The sequence below is a fragment of the Acinetobacter genomosp. 33YU genome, from assembly GCF_001990725.1.
Classification (GTDB): Bacteria; Pseudomonadota; Gammaproteobacteria; order Pseudomonadales; family Moraxellaceae; genus Acinetobacter; species Acinetobacter seifertii.
Genome location: NZ_LFZQ01000011.1, coordinates 379603 through 396368, shown reverse-complemented (window position 1 = coordinate 396368; position 16766 = coordinate 379603). Strand labels below are relative to the sequence as shown.

General features: G+C 40.0%; 15 protein-coding genes and 1 pseudogene. 10 read left to right on the top strand and 6 right to left on the bottom strand.

What is annotated here, in order from left to right:
- The first annotated feature begins 79 nt into the window (after positions 1–79).
- Positions 80–535 carry an Lrp/AsnC family transcriptional regulator gene (locus AC056_RS15455; RefSeq protein WP_000376211.1) on the top strand — a complete coding sequence of 152 codons (456 nt, stop codon included), beginning with the start codon at positions 80–82 and terminating at the stop codon, positions 533–535.
- A gap of 56 nt (positions 536–591) precedes the next feature.
- Here the strand turns inward: AC056_RS15455 and AC056_RS15450 are convergent, their stop codons facing one another.
- Entirely contained in the window at positions 592–2208 is a 1617-nt protein-coding gene (locus tag AC056_RS15450) for a purine-cytosine permease family protein (RefSeq protein ID WP_077164114.1), read from the bottom strand.
- A gap of 195 nt (positions 2209–2403) precedes the next feature.
- Here AC056_RS15450 and AC056_RS15445 point away from each other — a divergent pair, with 195 nt between their 5' ends.
- From AC056_RS15445 to AC056_RS15435, 3 genes are all read left to right on the top strand, one after another.
- Positions 2404–5868 (top strand): ATP-binding protein, encoded by a 3465-nt coding sequence (locus AC056_RS15445; protein ID WP_077164113.1) that lies wholly within the window; start codon positions 2404–2406, stop codon positions 5866–5868.
- Positions 5865–6824: a response regulator transcription factor gene (locus tag AC056_RS15440; RefSeq protein WP_077164112.1), complete on the top strand. Its 960-nt coding sequence runs from the start codon at positions 5865–5867 to the stop codon at positions 6822–6824. Before AC056_RS15445 ends, AC056_RS15440 begins: the two co-directional genes overlap by 4 nt.
- Before the next feature lie 143 nt (positions 6825–6967).
- Entirely contained in the window at positions 6968–7252 is a 285-nt protein-coding gene (locus AC056_RS15435; protein WP_001025680.1) for a GNAT family N-acetyltransferase, read from the top strand.
- A 106-nt stretch (positions 7253–7358) separates the two neighbouring features.
- On the opposite strand, the gene AC056_RS15430 is transcribed toward AC056_RS15435, so the two are convergent.
- Positions 7359–7472, bottom strand: coding sequence for a hypothetical protein (locus AC056_RS15430; RefSeq protein WP_014206469.1), 114 nt, complete (start codon positions 7470–7472; stop codon positions 7359–7361).
- 64 nt (positions 7473–7536) lie between these two features.
- Between AC056_RS15430 and AC056_RS15425 the strand changes: the two genes are divergently transcribed.
- The 5 genes from AC056_RS15425 to AC056_RS15405 all read left to right on the top strand — a co-directional run bounded on the left by AC056_RS15425 (position 7537) and on the right by AC056_RS15405 (position 11425).
- Positions 7537–8196: an amino acid ABC transporter permease gene (locus AC056_RS15425; protein WP_213033505.1), complete on the top strand. Its 660-nt coding sequence runs from the start codon at positions 7537–7539 to the stop codon at positions 8194–8196.
- On the top strand, positions 8186–8851 hold the full coding sequence (locus AC056_RS15420) for an amino acid ABC transporter permease (RefSeq protein WP_077164111.1): 666 nt from the start codon (positions 8186–8188) through the stop codon (positions 8849–8851). Before AC056_RS15425 ends, AC056_RS15420 begins: the two co-directional genes overlap by 11 nt.
- A 2-nt stretch (positions 8852–8853) precedes the next feature.
- Entirely contained in the window at positions 8854–9585 is a 732-nt protein-coding gene (locus tag AC056_RS15415; RefSeq protein ID WP_001130360.1) for an amino acid ABC transporter ATP-binding protein, read from the top strand.
- Positions 9586–9615: 30 nt separating this feature from the next.
- Positions 9616–10476 carry a transporter substrate-binding domain-containing protein gene (locus tag AC056_RS15410; RefSeq protein ID WP_077164110.1) on the top strand — a complete coding sequence of 287 codons (861 nt, stop codon included), beginning with the start codon at positions 9616–9618 and terminating at the stop codon, positions 10474–10476.
- An 82-nt stretch (positions 10477–10558) separates the two neighbouring features.
- A complete protein-coding gene (locus AC056_RS15405) occupies positions 10559–11425 on the top strand; it encodes a cysteine ABC transporter substrate-binding protein (RefSeq protein WP_077164109.1) in 867 nt (288 codons plus the stop codon).
- 37 nt (positions 11426–11462) lie between these two features.
- On the opposite strand, the pseudogene AC056_RS19915 reads toward AC056_RS15405, so the two are convergent.
- Together AC056_RS19915 and AC056_RS15395 are read right to left on the bottom strand one after the other, a co-directional pair.
- Positions 11463–11583 (bottom strand): annotated as a pseudogene (locus AC056_RS19915) (hypothetical protein).
- A gap of 76 nt (positions 11584–11659) precedes the next feature.
- Positions 11660–12595, bottom strand: coding sequence for a LysR family transcriptional regulator (locus tag AC056_RS15395; RefSeq protein WP_002156361.1), 936 nt, complete (start codon positions 12593–12595; stop codon positions 11660–11662).
- A gap of 91 nt (positions 12596–12686) precedes the next feature.
- Here AC056_RS15395 and AC056_RS15390 point away from each other — a divergent pair, with 91 nt between their 5' ends.
- Positions 12687–13325: a LysE family translocator gene (locus tag AC056_RS15390; RefSeq protein WP_077164108.1), complete on the top strand. Its 639-nt coding sequence runs from the start codon at positions 12687–12689 to the stop codon at positions 13323–13325.
- Positions 13326–13792: 467 nt separating this feature from the next.
- Here AC056_RS15390 and AC056_RS15385 read toward each other — a convergent pair whose 3' ends face one another.
- Complete coding sequence (locus AC056_RS15385) at positions 13793–15754, bottom strand: family 2A encapsulin nanocompartment cargo protein cysteine desulfurase (protein ID WP_077164107.1); 1962 nt, start codon at positions 15752–15754, stop codon at positions 13793–13795.
- On the bottom strand, positions 15729–16661 hold the full coding sequence (locus AC056_RS15380) for a family 2A encapsulin nanocompartment shell protein (RefSeq protein ID WP_001107602.1): 933 nt from the start codon (positions 16659–16661) through the stop codon (positions 15729–15731). The genes AC056_RS15385 and AC056_RS15380 overlap by 26 nt, the downstream gene beginning before the upstream one ends.
- Between the last annotated feature and the right edge of the window lie 105 nt (positions 16662–16766).

The window sequence follows — 16766 nt, the reverse complement described above, 5'->3', positions numbered from 1 at the left end:
AAAATAATATGCTCATGTATTTAGAATGTGCTTTTAAATGTTTGCTCATATCACAATCATTTGGGGTAAATTTTTCTAAATGGATCGCACAGATAAAAAGATTCTTGCTGAATTGCAATTAAATGGCCGATTATCTATTACTGAATTGGCAGAAAAAGTCGGTTTGAGCATTTCACCTTGTCACAGACGAGTGAAGGCTTTAGAAGAGTCGGGAGCTATTAAAGGCTATCGGGCAGAACTCGATCCGAATTTAGTCGGTTTTGAATTTTCAGCGATTGTTTTTATTACGCTTAAAGAAGGAGATAAACAGGCCGTCGAGAAGTTTGAAAATGCAGTGATAGACATCCCGCAAATTATTCAGGCTCAGCGTTTGTTTGGTGAGCCAGATTATTTACTACATGTGGTGGCTAAAGATTTACCGGCTTTTCAGCGTTTGTATGATGAAAAATTATCTGCTATTCCAAGTGTACAACGACTCATCTCAACCATTGTGATGAAAGATGTAGTACCTGAACGTTTATTTCCGATTGGCTAAGAATCATCAGATATAAAAAAGAAGCTTTAAAGCTTCTTTTTTAGTTTTAAGAATATTTAAGCATCGAGTGTTTTACACAAAGAACAGATCGTGCCGTTATGTTTGTGAGAGAACATAATATCTGGACGCTCATAACCTTGCTCACATACACGGCAGTGATAAACAGTTGCTACAGGTGTACCTTCAGCATCGTAACGTGGTTCTTTAATGCCGTCATCGTGTGACTTGATGTAGTATTTTCCTTTGGTTAATAAGCCCATGATTGGTGTTAATACAAAGGCAAGTACAAGTGCGATAAGCGGTGAGTAAGGCGCCAAGAAACTACCAAGCAAGCCGAAGAATGCTGCAATTGATAGGCCTGCTGATACAAGGAATGCAACCATACCGACAGGGTTTACGTTGTAGAGCATGTCACGGCGATATTCTGGTTCTTTCGGTGAAAGTTTTAAAACATATTTGTTGATTGAAATGTCTGTTGCAACAACTACAACCCATGCAATCGCAAAGTTTGAATAGAACCCTAAGATTTTACCTAGTACCGCAAACATGTTGCCTTCCATTAAAGCAAGCGCAATTGCCAAGTTCACCATCACAAAGACAATACGACCCGGATAATGTTTGCTAATACGTGTGTAGGCACTTGTCCATGCAAGGGAACCAGAGTAAGCATTGGTCACATTAATTTTAATTTGAGAAATAACCACTAAAATCACTGCGAGTGTTAAAGCTGCCCAACCCGGAAGCATGTCATGAAAAGCTGCATTAAACTGTTGAACAGGTTCCGTGCTGTTTACGCCCGGTATTTTAGTAAGTAAATAGAAACCTAAAAATGCTCCGATAATTTGTTTGATTGCACCTAAAATCACCCAACCCGGGCCCGCTGAAATAACAGCTGCCCACCATGCTTTGCTGTTTTCTTTTGTTTTAGCAGGCATGAAACGTAAGTAATCAATTTGCTCACCGATTTGCATGATGAGGGATAAACAAATACCAGCACCTAACATGATTGCTGCCATGTCTACGGTTGCAAAACCTTCTTTACCTGTAAAAGTAGCAAATTGGCTGACTAAAGTAGGTTCTTGATAAATCAGGTAGGCCACAGGACCAATCATCAGAACGAGCCAAAGTGGAGTAGTCCAAACTTGTAATTTACTCAAGGCTTTCATGCCGTAAATCACCAGTGGAATCACCATAATGGTTGAGATGAGGTAACCAGCCCAAAGCGGAATGCCTAAACCAAGCAATAACCCTTGTGCCATGATTGAGCCTTCAAGGGCAAAGAAAATAAATGTAAAACTGGCGAAAATGATACTAGTAAGAACCGAACCGATGTAACCGAAGCCTGCGCCGCGGGTAATCAAGTCAAGGTCGATGTTATAGCGCGCTGCGTAGTAGGCTAAAGGAATGCCAGTTAAGAAGATAATAATCGCTGCAAATAAAATGGAGAAAACAGCATTGGTTGTTCCGTAAGACATACCAATACTGGCACCAATAGAAAAGTCAGCAAGATAGGCAATACCACCAAGTGCAGTAATAGCGACAACTTTGGGACTCCAGCGCCGAAAGCTATGTGGAGCATAACGTAAAGTATAATCTTCTAAGGTTTCATTCACTGCTTTTTGTGAATCTGTACCTTGCACAGTGTCCAGATTTGGATGTTCAGATACACTCATAACATCAACCTCCCAATCATTTTCGGTCAATCAACACAAATATTGATCATTGTTTTTTGATGCTTTTGAGTGTGTGATTTTTGGAAAAAATTGAAAATACGTTATTTTGCGTATATGTGCGTATTAGAGAAAATCGCCATGATAAATGACTTTTGGCATAAGGATTGCTGGGTTTAATGCAGCCCCATCCAAAACATGAGTGTTATGCCAGATTCTTCACGCCCCCAACAAGCGCCACAACGTGTGATCAAAACACGCCGTGAATATAATATTTGGGTGGCAGATGAAAGTATCGAAGATTATGCGCTCCGCTATGCACCTACCTCAGTACGTAAATGGTCACCTTGGACCGTTACCAATACTGCAATTTCTACAGTTAGCTTTTTGGCTATGGAAGCCATTGGGGCAACCATGCTTTGGCAGTATGGCTTTAGTAATGCAGTATGGGCAGCAATTGTCGTATGTACCATCATATTTTTAACTAGTTGGCCGATCAGTTACTACGCCGCAAAATATAATGTAGACGTCGATTTGCTTACTCGTGGTGCAGGTTTTGGCTACATTGGCTCGACCATTACCTCTCTAATTTATGCCAGCTTTACCTTTATTTTGCTTGCGTTTGAAGCCGCAATTATGGCGATGGCACTTGAGCTGGCTTTGGGTATTCCACAAGTTATTGGTTACTTAATTTCTGCCTTAGTGATTTTGCCTTTAGTGGTCAAAGGTATTGGTTTTATTAATAAAGTTCAGGCAATCACTCAGCCAATCTGGCTCTTATTGCTGTTATTACCGTGGTTTTTTGTACTTTGGAAACAACCACAAATTTTAAGTAGTAGCCTGCATTTTGTTGGTGCGGTTTCAAACTCGACTGATTTTAACCTGTATTACTTTGGTGCGGCGTGCACTCTTATTTTTTCATTTGTGATCCAAATTGGTGAGCAAGCCGACTATTTACGTTTTTTACCCCAACAAGAAAAAAACAGAACTGCATGGCGGTTTGCTGTTTTTTTAGGGGGGCCATCTTGGATTATTTTCGGTTTTCTAAAAGTATTGATGGGCATGTTGCTGATGGTTTTGGCTTTTCAGCTGTTTATTCCTGTCTCTGAACTCGACAATCCGACTTATCTGTATTGGGTTGCCTATCAACAATTTATTCCAAACCCTCAGCTAGCGTTAATATTGACTCTAGCACTGGTTTGCTTGGCGCAAATTAAAATTAATATGACCAACGCCTACGCTGGCTCATTGGCATGGTCAAACTTTTTTGCTCGTTTAACTCATAGTCATCCGGGACGAATTGTCTGGCTTCTTTTTAACGTTTTTATTGCCATTGTTTTGATGGAAATGGGAATTAGCCATGCGGTTGAACGCATTTTGGGACTATATAGCAATATCGCTTTGGCATGGATTGGCGCCGTTGTTGCCGATTTAATTATATGTAAACCTTTAGGTTTAAGCCCAAAGGGAATTGAATTTCGCCGTGCTTATTTATATGACATTAATCCCGTAGGTGTGGGTGCTTTACTGATTGCCTCAGTGTTATCGATGCTTAGCTATTTGGGCTTTTTCGGACTCATGGCAAAAGGCTTGGCGAGCTTTATTGCTCTAGGAAGTGCGGTGTTATGTGTTCCTATTATTGCTTACTTAACCAAAGGTAAATATTACATCGCACGCCAGCCTGAAAAAATTCAGGCGACTTCGGTTGCTAACTGTGTGGTATGTGAAAGGGACTATGAACTTGCCGATATGGCGGGCTGTCCAGCCTATAACGGTACGATTTGCTCTCTATGCTGTTCACTTGAAGCACGCTGCCACGATTTATGTAAACCCGATGCACGTTGGTCAGTACAACTCAAAAAAGCCATTTGGCACTATTTACCAGAACGCTGGGCGAGTCGTTTAAATAGCAGGGTCAGTTTGTATCTATTGCTGACTCTGGGGCTGTCTATTGTTTTGGCGGTGAGTTTAAGTCTGGTTTATATCCAAGAAAAAACCTATTTAGAAACAATTAATGCGGCAGCCGTTCCTCAGTTATTTACGCTGTTTGTGAAAATCTACACCATTTTATTTCTATTGATGAGTGTTGCTGCATGGTGGTTAGTACTAAACGATGAAAGTCGTCGTAATGCCGAAATCGAAACGCATCAGCAAACAGCATTATTGATTGATGAAATTGCTGCCCATGAAGTCACTTCAAAAGACCTGCAAGATGCCAGAATTTCAGCAGAGCGAGCAAATGATGCAAAAAGCCGTTATGTCATTGGCATTAGCCACGAACTAAGAACGCCTCTAAATAGTATTTTAGGCTATAGCCAATTACTTCAAAAACAAGAGCAGCTTTCAGAACAAGGCAAAATGGCGCTCGGTGTGATTAGCCGTAGTGGGCAGCATTTAACTTCACTGATTGACGGTTTACTAGATTTAGCGCGAATTGAAACAGGCAAGATTTCTTTAAATGTAGTGGACGTTCATTTCCCAAATTTTATTGAACAAATTATTCAAATGTTTCAGCCACAGTTTGAACAGAAGAATTTACAGTTTGTTTATGAAATTGGAGATAACCTGCCGCACTATGTTCGTACCGACAAAAAACGCTTAGAACAGATACTTATTAACTTACTAGGCAATGCTTTAAAGTTTACAACGAGCGGCACAATTACTTTGAAAGTCGAGTACCGATTTCAAACAGCATATTTTGAAATTAGAGATACGGGCTGTGGTATTGCCGAGGCAGATTTAGAACGAATCTTTAACCCGTTTGAACGGGGCAGCAATGTCGTGCAAGGCGGATTTACCGGAACAGGACTCGGACTACCAATTGTAAAATTATTAGTCGATTTACTTGGTGGCCAGCTATCTGTGACTAGTCAACTCAATCAGGGTTCACAATTTAAGATTAAGTTTTACTTACCTTCAAAAGAAGTAGTTCATCCGATTTCTAATGTTTACTCTAACCAGATTACGGGCTATCAAGGCGAGCGAAAACGAATTTTGGTTGTCGATAATGAAGCTGTGGACCGAGGTCTAGTCGCTAATTTTCTAAAACCGTTAGGATTTATAATTGAAGAAGCTGAGTCGGGCATTGACTGTTTAAGACGAGTACCTATTTTTCAACCTAACCTGATTTTGATGGATTTAAATATGCCTTTGATGGGCGGGTGGGAGACTGCGCGATTATTACGTCAGAATAATATTACCAATGTGCCAATCTTAATTATTTCAGCCAATGCAGGTGAGCGTGAAGTCAATCCACAAGATGCAGTCTTAAGTGAAGACTTTATGTTAAAACCAATCGATCTCAATTTGTTGCTGAGTAAAATTGGAGACAAGTTGGGCTTGGTGTGGATTGATTCTAAATCAGAGACATCCCTTGAAAATAATGAAGTTCAAGCATTGGATGTAAAAGTGTTTAAGCAAGAGCAAAGCGCTGTTCATACGCCAATCCAACGATCGGAAAATAATGATCTGCTTGATTTAACACAAAGCTTGCAGCAATTAAATGATTTAATTGGACAAGGCTACATTCGTGGAATTCAACAGACTTTAACGCAATGTCGTCAAAATTTTCCAGAGCATAACGAGTTATGGGAACAGCTTGAACAAGCGATTCAAAAGTTTGATTTAAAACACGCGCAACGATTAATTCAGGACAAGCAATGAGTACGCAACATGGTTCTTTTCAGCAAGCTTCGCCAAATGAGCAGGCTGTTATTCTGATTGTGGATGATGTGCCGGAAAATCTGGGCTTGCTACATGAAAGTCTGGATCAGGCCGGTTATCGCGTGCTTGTCACAACGGATGGATTAAGTGCTATTGAAATAGCTCATCGATGCTTACCAGATATGATCTTGCTCGATGGCAATATGCCACATATGGACGGTTTTGAAAGTTGTATACAGCTTAAAGCGAGTCCAATTACGCAGTTTATTCCCGTCATTTTTATGACAGGTTTGTCTGAGACAGAACATATTGTGCGTGGTTTTCAGGTCGGTGGGGTAGACTATGTAACCAAACCTCTGAATATTGAAGAAGTATTAGCAAGGGTAAAAACACATTTGGCACATGCCAAACTATTGCAGCAACAAAAACAGGTGATTGATGCAACGGAAACAGCCATTCTTGCGCTAGATGTTCACGGTAAAATTGTTTGGAAAACCCAAAAAGCCAGTGATTTACTGAATCAATATTTACCTGAATTAGAGGGTTTTGAAGCAGGTTTAAAAGCTTGGTTTTCAGACTTAGAAAATGAAAAAGACCCTAAAAAATTAACCAGCTGTTCTTATTCAACGCCATCCCAGCAATTACAGCTTTTATTGCTTACACCGTGGGAAACTGAACCAAGCGTGGCAAAAAATTATCTGATACAGATTAAGACTTCTACGCCGGCTTTGGAAATGGCTGATATTTTGAAATATTGCCCACAGTTGACTCAACGTGAGGCCGAAGTCATGCACTGGTTGTTGTTAGGCAAAACCAATAAAGATATTGCAGAAATTTTGGAGCTGAGCCCACGGACGGTGAACAAGCATTTAGAGCATGTTTTTGAAAAACTTTGTGTTGAAAATCGAACTGCTGCCGTGGCACACATTAATAGTCTGGTGCAAGAGTTTCATTGAGTTAATTGAAAATTGTATTTAAAAAGCATACAGACTCGCTGCTAAAAACAGGCTATTTTTTTACACTTAGATTTGTTCTTATAGATAAAGATTATACAAAGTCATTTCTAAATAAATATGAGTCGTAATACGAGGAATTCATTGTGAATATTCAACAAAAAGATGATACAAAACACGGCAGCTTTAGCTTACTTGATGGTGAAACCGTTGCAGGCGAAATGACTTATACATGGGCAGGCGAAAGCATGCTAATTATTGATGCCACAGATGTGAACGAAAATTATCGCGGACAAGGTGTAGGTCGCCAATTACTTGATGCCTTGGTGGCTTTTGTTCGTGAAAAAGACGTAAAGGTGATTCCGCTTTGCCCATATGCTAAATCAGTGTTTGATAAAGACCCAAGCATTGGCGATGTACTTAGAAAGTAAGCAATAGATTAAAAATTATTTAAGAAAAATCGGGCGTTGGTGTCCGATTTTTTATTGGTTTTATTATTCATCTTTGTTTTAGGGAATATGTTTTAAGCAGTTGTATTCAACTGATTTGAAGGTTTTCGATTGCCAGATCGAATTTATCAAACTTATAGAAAAGCTTATCTAATAAAAATAGTTTTAGACCAATTGGGAAAAAAATAAACTCGTTGCACAAATATTTAATAGCTGATGAAAGCTAAATATTTATAACGTTTTAATATTATTTTTTGGAATTTTCCTTGAACTGGCAGTATATCCATAGTGTGTTGCCGCAATTTTTCTCTGCAACTTTGACCACGCTGAAAATTTCAATTATCAGCATTATTTTGGCAATTCTTGTAGGGTTAATTTGCAGCATTTTAATCACATATCGCATGCGGGTGCTAAATAGAATTGCCCAGTTCTATATTGAGTTATCTCGAAATACCCCTTTATTAATTCAACTGTTCTTTTTGTATTACGGTTTGCCAAAACTCGGTATAAAAATCGATGGTTTCGCTTGTGGTGTGATCGGATTGACCTTTTTAGGCGGAAGCTATATGGCTGAAGCTTTCCGAGCAGGTTTGCAGTCTGTTGCTAAAGGGCAGATTGACTCAGCAAAAAGTATTGGTCTACAACCGATTCAAATTTTTAGATATATCATTTTTCCTCAAGCACTTGCCATTTCAATTCCGGCAATAGGGGCAAATTGTCTATTTCTGATTAAAGAAAGTTCTGTGGTTAGTGCCATTGCTGTTGTTGAGCTGCTTTTTGTCACCAAAGACTTAATTGGCATGGACTATAAAACCACCGAAGCTTTGTTTTTACTCATCATGGCTTATCTGATTATTTTATTACCCGTGTCTATTTTAACCAGTTATCTGGAGCACAGAAGTCGGAAGGTGAGCCATGGAACTTGATTATCTATTTCAAGCAAGTCACCTCGAACGTTTAATGTGGGGACTTTGGGCAACTGCAAAAATCGCTTTTATTTCAGTGTTTTTTTCTGCAATTTTCGGCACAGTTTTCGGCGTCATTATGACATCTAAAAATATAGTCGTTAAATCGCTGTGCCGTCTGTATTTAGAAGTCATCCGAATCATTCCAATTTTAGTTTTGCTGTTTGTGTTTTATTTCGGCTTTGCAACATGGTTTAACTGGCAGTTTTCAGCAATGTGGGTATGCGTTGTTGTATTTGTTTTGTGGGGTACGGCCGAAATGGGCGATTTGGTTCGTGCAGCTATTACTTCAATTGATCAGCATCAACGCGATTCAGCTTATGCGCTCGGACTTACCCATGTTCAAGCTTTGATCTACGTCATTTTTCCACAAAGTCTAAAACGAGTAACGCCAGGCGCGATTAACTTATTTACCCGAATGGTGAAAACCAGCTCTTTGGCAGTGCTGATTGGTGTGGTTGAGGTCATTAAAGTTGGCCAGCAAATTATTGAAAATTCGCTGTTGATCGTACCGAGCGCTTCTCTTTGGATTTATGGCTTTATTTTTATTTTGTATTTTCTGATTTGCTATCCCTTATCTCGTTTGGCGGCACATTTAGAAAAGGTCTGGGAGTAATTATGCCTTTGCTATCGATACAACAATTACAGAAATCATTTGCACAAAGTCATATTTTACAGGGTATTGATCTGGATGTAGAACAAGGAGAGGTAGTTGTTATTTTAGGTCCATCGGGCTGCGGTAAAAGTACTTTATTGCGCTGTATTAACGGCTTAGAGCCGATTCAGGGTGGTGAAATCCGTTTAACCGGTTCTGGTGTGCTCGGTAAAGATGTGGACTGGACTAATGCTCGTCAAAAAATTGGCATGGTTTTTCAGAACTATGAGCTATTTGGGCATATGAACGTCATTGACAACATTTTGCTTGGACCACTTAAAGTACAAAAACGTCACCGTGATGAAGCTGAACAAGTAGCAGATGAGTTGTTAAAGCGAGTGGGGCTATTTGAGCGAAAACTTGATTATCCACGACAGCTTTCAGGTGGACAAAAGCAGCGTATCGCCATTGTGCGTTCACTGGTCATGCAACCTAAAGTTATTTTGCTTGATGAAATTACCGCTGCGCTTGATCCGGAAATGGTTAGGGAAGTGCTTGATGTAGTACTTAAGTTAGCGAATGAAGGAATGACGATGCTGATTGTGACACATGAGATGTCCTTTGCACGCAAGGTTGCCGACCGCATTATTTTTATGGATAAGGGCAAGATTATTGAACAGGCTTCCCCAGAAGAATTTTTTGAACAGCCGAAAACAGAACGAGCGAAAGCCTTTCTAAATATTTTGTCGTACTAAATTTTTATTATTTGAATCATGAGGAAGTGAATGTTTAAAGGTAATTCAATAAAAATATTAAGCAGTCTTGCCGTTGCTGGGGTGTTGTTAACTGCATGTAGTAAAACACCATCAACTGAACAGGCAACTAATGCTCAAGCAGACCATTCTTTAGAGCAAGTCAAAAAAAATGGAGTTCTACGAGTTGCCGTTTTTGCCGATGATCCGCCGTTTGGTTTTGTAGATAGTGCAGGTAATAATCAGGGCTTTGATGTGGCTTTAGCAAAACGAGTGACCAAAGACTTGCTTGGTGATGAAAAGAAAGTTGAGTTTATTGTGACTGAAGCTTCAAATCGGGTGGAGTTTTTAAAATCAAATCGCGTTGATGTGGTATTCGCGACATTTACGGTGACTCCTGAACGCAAAGAGGTTGTCGATTTTGCTGAGCCTTATTTAAAAGGTGCTTTTGGTATTGTCTCGCCTAAAGCCAAGCCAATTACAGATATTGCCCAGTTAGAAGGTAAGACTTTAATTGTCAATAAAGGCACAAGTTCGGATACCTACTTTACCAAGCATTATCCAAAAGTAAATTTACTCAAGTTTGAAAGAAACTCGGATGCTTTTAAAGCCTTAACCGACGGTCGTGGTGACGCAATCTCACAAGATAGTACTTATGCTTTGGCGTGGGCAGCAAAGAACCCAAATTATGTGGCAGGTATTCAGTCTATTGGTTATCAAGAGTTTATTGCACCAGCAGTTAAAAAGGGCAATACCCAATTGTTGAATTGGCTCAATACTGAAATTAAGCAGCTAAGAACAAGTGGTGAAATTAATAAAATTTATGATGAAACCTTGAAACCAATTTACGGTGACTCGGTCAATCCGAATGTGTTTTTAGATGTAGGCCAATAATTTTCGATATCGCTAGAGCAGTGTCTAAAAGTAGGCGCTGCGATTTTGAATAAGACTTTTACAAGAATGATAGGGTGAAATAATGACAACATTAACATTTCAAAACGTGAAACATATTTTAGCTGCCTCTTTATTGAGTTTAGGTTTGGTTGCATGTGACAAAGGAACTCAATCTAATGAAAAGGCGGCCGATGGCACACAAAAGGTGTCGAGTATTGAACAGATCAAAAAGAATGGCGTGGTACGAATTGGTGTATTTAGTGATAAACCGCCGTTTGGATATTTAGATGCTCAAGGTAAGAATCAGGGTTTTGATGTAGAAATTGCCAAGCATGTCGCTAAAGATCTGCTGGGCGATGAAAATAAAGTTGAGTTTGTTTTAACTGAAGCGGCGAACCGTGTCGAATATTTAAAAGCCAATAAAGTAGATATTATTTTTGCCAACTTTACTGTTACACCAGAACGTAAAGAAGTGGTCGATTTTGCTAAACCTTATTTAAAAGTGGCACTAGGTGTGGTTTCTCCTAAAAGTCATCCGATTACTGATGTGGCTCAACTTAAAGATAAAACTTTACTGGTCAACAAAGGTACAACGGCTGATTCATTCTTCACCAAGACTCATCCTGAAATTAAATTACAAAAGTATGAGCAAAACACTGAAACTTTTGATGCTTTAAAAGATGGTCGTGGTGCTGCACTAGCACATGATAACTTGCTGGTTTTAGCTTGGGCTAAAGAAAATCCAAATTATACTGTTGGCATTACCAATTTAGGTGAGCAGGACTTAATTGCTCCCGCAGTGAAAAAGGGTGATAAAGAGTTGCTTGACTGGTTGAACCAAGATTTAGAGAAACTGGCGAAAGAAGGCGTGATTCATCAGGCTTATGAAAAAACGTTAAAACCAGTCTATGGCGATACGATTAATCCAAAAGATTTGTTGGTTGAATAATTCTAATAAAGAGGATTCTAGATAGTATTTGCTTGAGCTAGGATTCATCTAAAGCCTGCCCATAATTTATAAAGATAATGTTTTTGCAATATTTTTTTATAGATGTAAACAGTGGTCAGGTTCTGTAGATGAGAAAGTTTTTTGGTTACTTTTTTCAAAAAAAGTAACAGAATTAGCTGAGTGCTTTAGAGGTTGAAAGGTAGGATTTCATCGTGATAACTCCTTGACTTTATATTACTTTAATTTAAATAAAGTCGGCTCTGCTGCTAATTTATCTGCCAAATATTGAATCAACACACTCAATTTAGGCGGGACATGCCTCGTCGGTGGGTAAAGTAACCACAGCCCACCACTGTAATAGGTTTTAAAATACCAATCTGGTAAAACCTGAACTAAGGTACCTTGTTGTAGAGCATGGCGTGCAACGAAGTAAGGTAAGCTCGCAATACCTAAATGCTGTAATGCCGCACTCAAACGCACACCTGTATGGTTTGCTGCATAACGCCCACGCACAGCCACACTGATCGATTTGTTTCCTTGCTGAAATTTCCATTTTGAGTCACTGGCTTGTTCGCCCAAGTAAATACATTCATGCTGCTTTAAATCATGAGGGTGGTTCGGTGTACCGTGCTTGGACAAATATTCAGGTGTAGCACAAACCAAGTGATCAATATCAATCAGCTTTCGACCCATAAGGCCACCCGGTGGTTGCTCTGTAATTCGAAGTGCTAAATCTACTCCATCATCAATCAGGTCTACATAGCGATCTTCTAAAAGCATTTGTATATCAATTTTCGGGTAGCGTTCTAAAAACTCGGGTAAATGCGGATGAATCATAAAATGTCCCACAGCTTTCGGAACACTCATACGAATAATACCTTCGGGTTCGACATGAAATTGGCCCGAACTTTCCATGACCGCTTGCGCAGCATTCACCATATCTAAACAACGTTGATAGACTTGTTGTCCACTTTCACTTAAACGAAGTTTCCGTGTAGTCCGATAGAGTAAGCGGGTACCTAAAGCACGTTCTAAACGGGCAATCGCGCGGCTCACAGCAGAAGGTGTTGTACCAAGTTGGCGTGCAGTTTCAGAAAAGCTTTCCGACTCGACAACCTTAACGAAAGTCGCCATTTCATTTAATAGAACCAGACTTTGATTTGTGCTCATGAGGCAAAATTGATTTGGATTTTGATTGGATTATCGCGTCTAAAAAATCGCAATACAATCATTTAGGTGATTTTCAGGAAACTAAATTGTTATGTGGCAGTTGTATGGACATGAGTTTTTAACGCTAGCTCTTATTCATTTTATGGCGGTGATTTTGCCGGGACCAGATTTTGTGATTACGGTAAGACAAAGTGTACGTTATGGCTATTTGATTGGTTGTCTAACCGCAATTGGTATTGGTGTCGGGATTTCAGTGCATGTGTTTTATACACTTGTTGGTATTGGCTTTTTGATTCAACAAAGCGAATGGCTCATGTCACTGATCAGAATAGCGGGGGCAGCTTACTTAGTGTATTTAGGATGTCAGTGTTTACGTAGCCAGCCGAATACTAATATTGAGATAAATGGCCAAGCAGACGGTGATACGCCGAGTTTATTTAAAGCGTTTACAATGGGTTTTCTCACTAATGCATTGAACCCGAAAGCCACTATCTTTTTTCTGGCAATTTTTACGACAATTGTAAGTACGACCACTCCGATGAAAGTTCAGGTTTTTTATGGGGTTTGGATGTGTATGGTTAATGCCATCTGGTTTATGGTCGTGAGTGTACTGTTTGCTCAGCCTATTGTACGTAAAAGATTTTTGGAGTTTGGGGTTTATTTTGAGCGGGTAATGGGAGTTTTATTAATTGGGATTGCGTTAAGGTTGATTTGGGGATTGTTTGTTTAATTGCCGTGAGTATTTAATGGGGATGCAGAAGTACGATTTTAGATTGTATATAGTTTTTACGGCGTTCATACCAGTATTTGCTCGTGCTAAATTTCATCCACAGCCTGCCCATAATTTATAAAGATAATGTATTTGCAATATTTTTTGAAAAATGAAAACAGAGAACAGGTTCTGTGGATGAGAAAGTTTTTGGTTACTTTTAAAAAAGTAACAGAATTAGCTACTTTCTTTGGAGGCAAAACGGTAAGACTCCGCCGTGATAATTACTTTAAATTGTCTAGAGTATTAATGACTCTTAGCTCGAGCCGAAGGCTAATCTAGGAATCGAAATTAAAATAATAAGACTCCGCCGTGATAACTACTTTGACTTGTTACTTCTATATATAACTTTTGACCTAAAGTAGCTTCAATAAATAATCCATAAAAAAGACCGCTCAAAAGCAGTCTTTTCTAGTCTAGAAATAGATTTAATTGCTACGCCTATTACGCGTCAGTTGATGTAAAACCGAAACTAATAAATCAATTTCTTCAGTTGTATTATAAAAAGCTAAAGACGGACGCACGGTCTGTTCTACACCAAAACGACGTAAAATTGGCTGTGCACAGTGGTGCCCAGAACGTACCGCAATGCCATGTTGATTTAAAGCTTTACCGACTTGTTCAGTTGAATAGCCTTGTAAGGTAAAGGACATAACACTGGCTTTGTGATGCGCTGTTCCGATCAAGCGTAAACCAGACACACTGCTCAGTGCATTTTGACCATATTCGAGTAGATCATGTTCATAGCGAGCAATGTTATGAATACCTAGACTCTCAACATATTCAAGCGCAGCGCCTAAACCAACAGCATCGGCAATGTTTCCAGTTCCAGCTTCAAACTTGTTTGGTGCAGGTTGGTAAACTACTTGTTCGAATGTAACATCCTGAATCATGTTACCGCCGCCTTCCCAAACAGGCATGCTTTCTAGTAACTCTGGTTTTGCATAGACCACACCAATACCCGTCGGCCCAAACACTTTATGTCCAGAAAACACAAAAAAGTCTGCATCGAGAGCTTGTACATCGGTAGGGATGTGCGAAACAGATTGAGCACCATCAACTAAAACACGTACACCTTTGGCATGGGCAATTTTAATGACTTCAGCAACAGGTGTGACTGTTCCTAAAGCATTCGAAACTTGAGTAATCGATAGCAGTTTAGTGCGCTCATTAATCAGTTTTGGCAATTCTTCTAAAATAATCTGGCCCGTGTCATCCACAGGAATGACTCGTAATTTCGCTCCAGTTTTTTTAGTGAGTTGATACCAAGGCACAATATTGGCATGGTGTTCTAAGTGAGAAACGATGATTTCATCACCTTCGCCAATATTTTGTTCACCCCATGTTTTTGCAATCAGGTTAATGCCTTCGGTTGTTCCTCGAACAAAGATAATTTCTTTAGAAGAGGGTGCACCAATAAAACGGGCAACTACATTTCTTGCATGCTCATAGGCATCGGTTGCACGAGCCGCTAACTCATGTGCAGCACGGTGAATATTTGAGTTTTCATGCTGATAAAAATAAGCAATCCGGTCAATCACGCGCTGTGGTTTTTGTGTAGTGGCAGCATTATCCAACCAGACTAGAGGTCGACCATTGACGCGTTCCTGTAAAATTGGGAAATCGCGACGTATAGCATGTACATCGAGTGGTTGAGCACTACTTGCTACAAAAGTGGGTTGCGATGGTTGATAGTGACTATAACCTTGTCCACTTTGAGGCAAGTCTAAAAAATAAAATGCAGAGCTTGCCGAACTTTGGGGAGGCGTGTTCGTTGCAAAACGATCTTCCGTCAGCAATGATTTCAGCTGGTCACCATGTGGCAATTGAAAAGACTGCGCAACCGAATAATTATCTTCAACACCTTTAACAGACGGTTCTGCTGTATTGGGAGCAGAAAAATCATTTAAAAAATAATAAGGTGATTCACCTGCACCAGTGGGTAAGCTGGGTTCAATGCGTGGCACATTGGGTTCACTATGAGCAGCTTGTGGCAAATGTGGTTCAAATGGTGGGCGTGGCAAATTAGCTCCACCAACCACAGGCGCAGATGCTACAATTCGGCGTTCAGGGTAGTCTGGCAAATTTGGAATATGCTCAGGAAATTCCGGATTGAGACTTTTCTGAAAGGCGATATTGGGCGCACGACCACTAAGTGCAGAAAATGGTTCACCCGGTTGTGGTGGGTGCGGTGGTGCTCCGACTGGTAAGTCCAAGTTAAGGCCCGATGGAGAAGCTGAACTGCTTGAGCTTGGTAATGCTGAAAAAAACTCATTAGCAAGTCGAGCAATGGTGGACTCATCAGGGAAGTTAGCTGGTGGGTTAACACCAGTCACTTCAGGCCCCGTTGGACTACCTTGCAGATTACTTGTAGTTAACTGGGTAGTCATGATATTTGTCCACCTCCACATCATCTAATACTGCCAATGCATCATCAGTGAGTACTGCAAGTGAGCAATATAACGAGATTAGATACGACGCAATCGCGTTACGGTTGATTCCCATAAAGCGTACTGAAAGCCCTGGTGACTGTTCACCAGCAAGACCTGGTTGGAATAAACCAACAATCCCTTGACGCTTTTCACCAACACGAAGCAGCAAGATTTTAGTTTTGCCATCTTCTACAGGAATTTTATTTGATGGAATAAGTGGAATACCGCGCCATGTAATGAATTGCGAACCAAATAAGCTAACCGTTGGAGGTGGCACACCACGGCGTGTACATTCACGGCCAAATGCTGCAATCGCATCAGGGTGTGCTAGGAAAAATCCCGGTTCTTTCCAGACTTTACGTAGCAAATCATCAAGATCATCAGGAGTAGGTGGGCCATTTAAAGTCGAAATACGTTGGTCATCTGTCACACTTGCCAGTAAACCGTATTCAGGGTTATTGATAAGCTCACTTTCTTGACGTTCTTTAATGGTTTCAATCGTTAAACGGAGCTGTTCTTTAATTTGGTCGTGTGGGCTGCTGTAAAGGTCAGCAACACGTGTATGTACATCTAAAACAGTAGATACACCATTTAAAAAATATTCACGTGGTTCTGGGTCATAATCAACAAAAGTTTGAGGTAAAGTTGCTTCATCACGTTGTGTGCAAGCGACTTGAATATCATCAGTATTATTTACACGGTTTAAGCGGTAGATACCTGCTTCAACAGGAAGCCATTGAAGTAAGTGAGTCAGCCATCTGGGAGTAATTGTAGAAAGTTGGGGAGCAGTTTTGGTTGCATTGGCTAGTTGACGCGCTGCGTGATCCCCAAGTGCAAGTTGGGCTTTGTCTGTATTTTTCGCCATGAATCATTTTTCCTTATTACATTGGCTTTTTGAAAATAAAAATTCTAGGGTGCATATAAACTAGAATTAGTTCTGGTTTAAAATTAAAATAGCGTTGTAATTTAA

Bases quoted from the DNA above. Each gene is read 5' to 3' on its own strand.
- AC056_RS15395 (WP_002156361.1), bottom strand. From the start codon at position 12,595: ATGAGCACAAATCAAAGTCTGGTTCTATTAAATGAAATGGCGACTTTC.
- AC056_RS15420 (WP_077164111.1), top strand. From the start codon at position 8,186: ATGGAACTTGATTATCTATTTCAAGCAAGTCACCTCGAACGTTTAATG.
- AC056_RS15455 (WP_000376211.1), top strand. From the start codon at position 80: ATGGATCGCACAGATAAAAAGATTCTTGCTGAATTGCAATTAAATGGC.
- AC056_RS15390 (WP_077164108.1), top strand. From the start codon at position 12,687: ATGTGGCAGTTGTATGGACATGAGTTTTTAACGCTAGCTCTTATTCAT.
- AC056_RS15450 (WP_077164114.1), bottom strand. From the start codon at position 2,208: ATGAGTGTATCTGAACATCCAAATCTGGACACTGTGCAAGGTACAGAT.
- AC056_RS15415 (WP_001130360.1), top strand. From the start codon at position 8,854: ATGCCTTTGCTATCGATACAACAATTACAGAAATCATTTGCACAAAGT.
- AC056_RS15440 (WP_077164112.1), top strand. From the start codon at position 5,865: ATGAGTACGCAACATGGTTCTTTTCAGCAAGCTTCGCCAAATGAGCAG.
- AC056_RS15385 (WP_077164107.1), bottom strand. From the start codon at position 15,754: ATGACTACCCAGTTAACTACAAGTAATCTGCAAGGTAGTCCAACGGGG.
- AC056_RS15445 (WP_077164113.1), top strand. From the start codon at position 2,404: ATGAGTGTTATGCCAGATTCTTCACGCCCCCAACAAGCGCCACAACGT.
- AC056_RS15380 (WP_001107602.1), bottom strand. From the start codon at position 16,661: ATGGCGAAAAATACAGACAAAGCCCAACTTGCACTTGGGGATCACGCA.
- AC056_RS15410 (WP_077164110.1), top strand. From the start codon at position 9,616: ATGTTTAAAGGTAATTCAATAAAAATATTAAGCAGTCTTGCCGTTGCT.
- AC056_RS15405 (WP_077164109.1), top strand. From the start codon at position 10,559: ATGACAACATTAACATTTCAAAACGTGAAACATATTTTAGCTGCCTCT.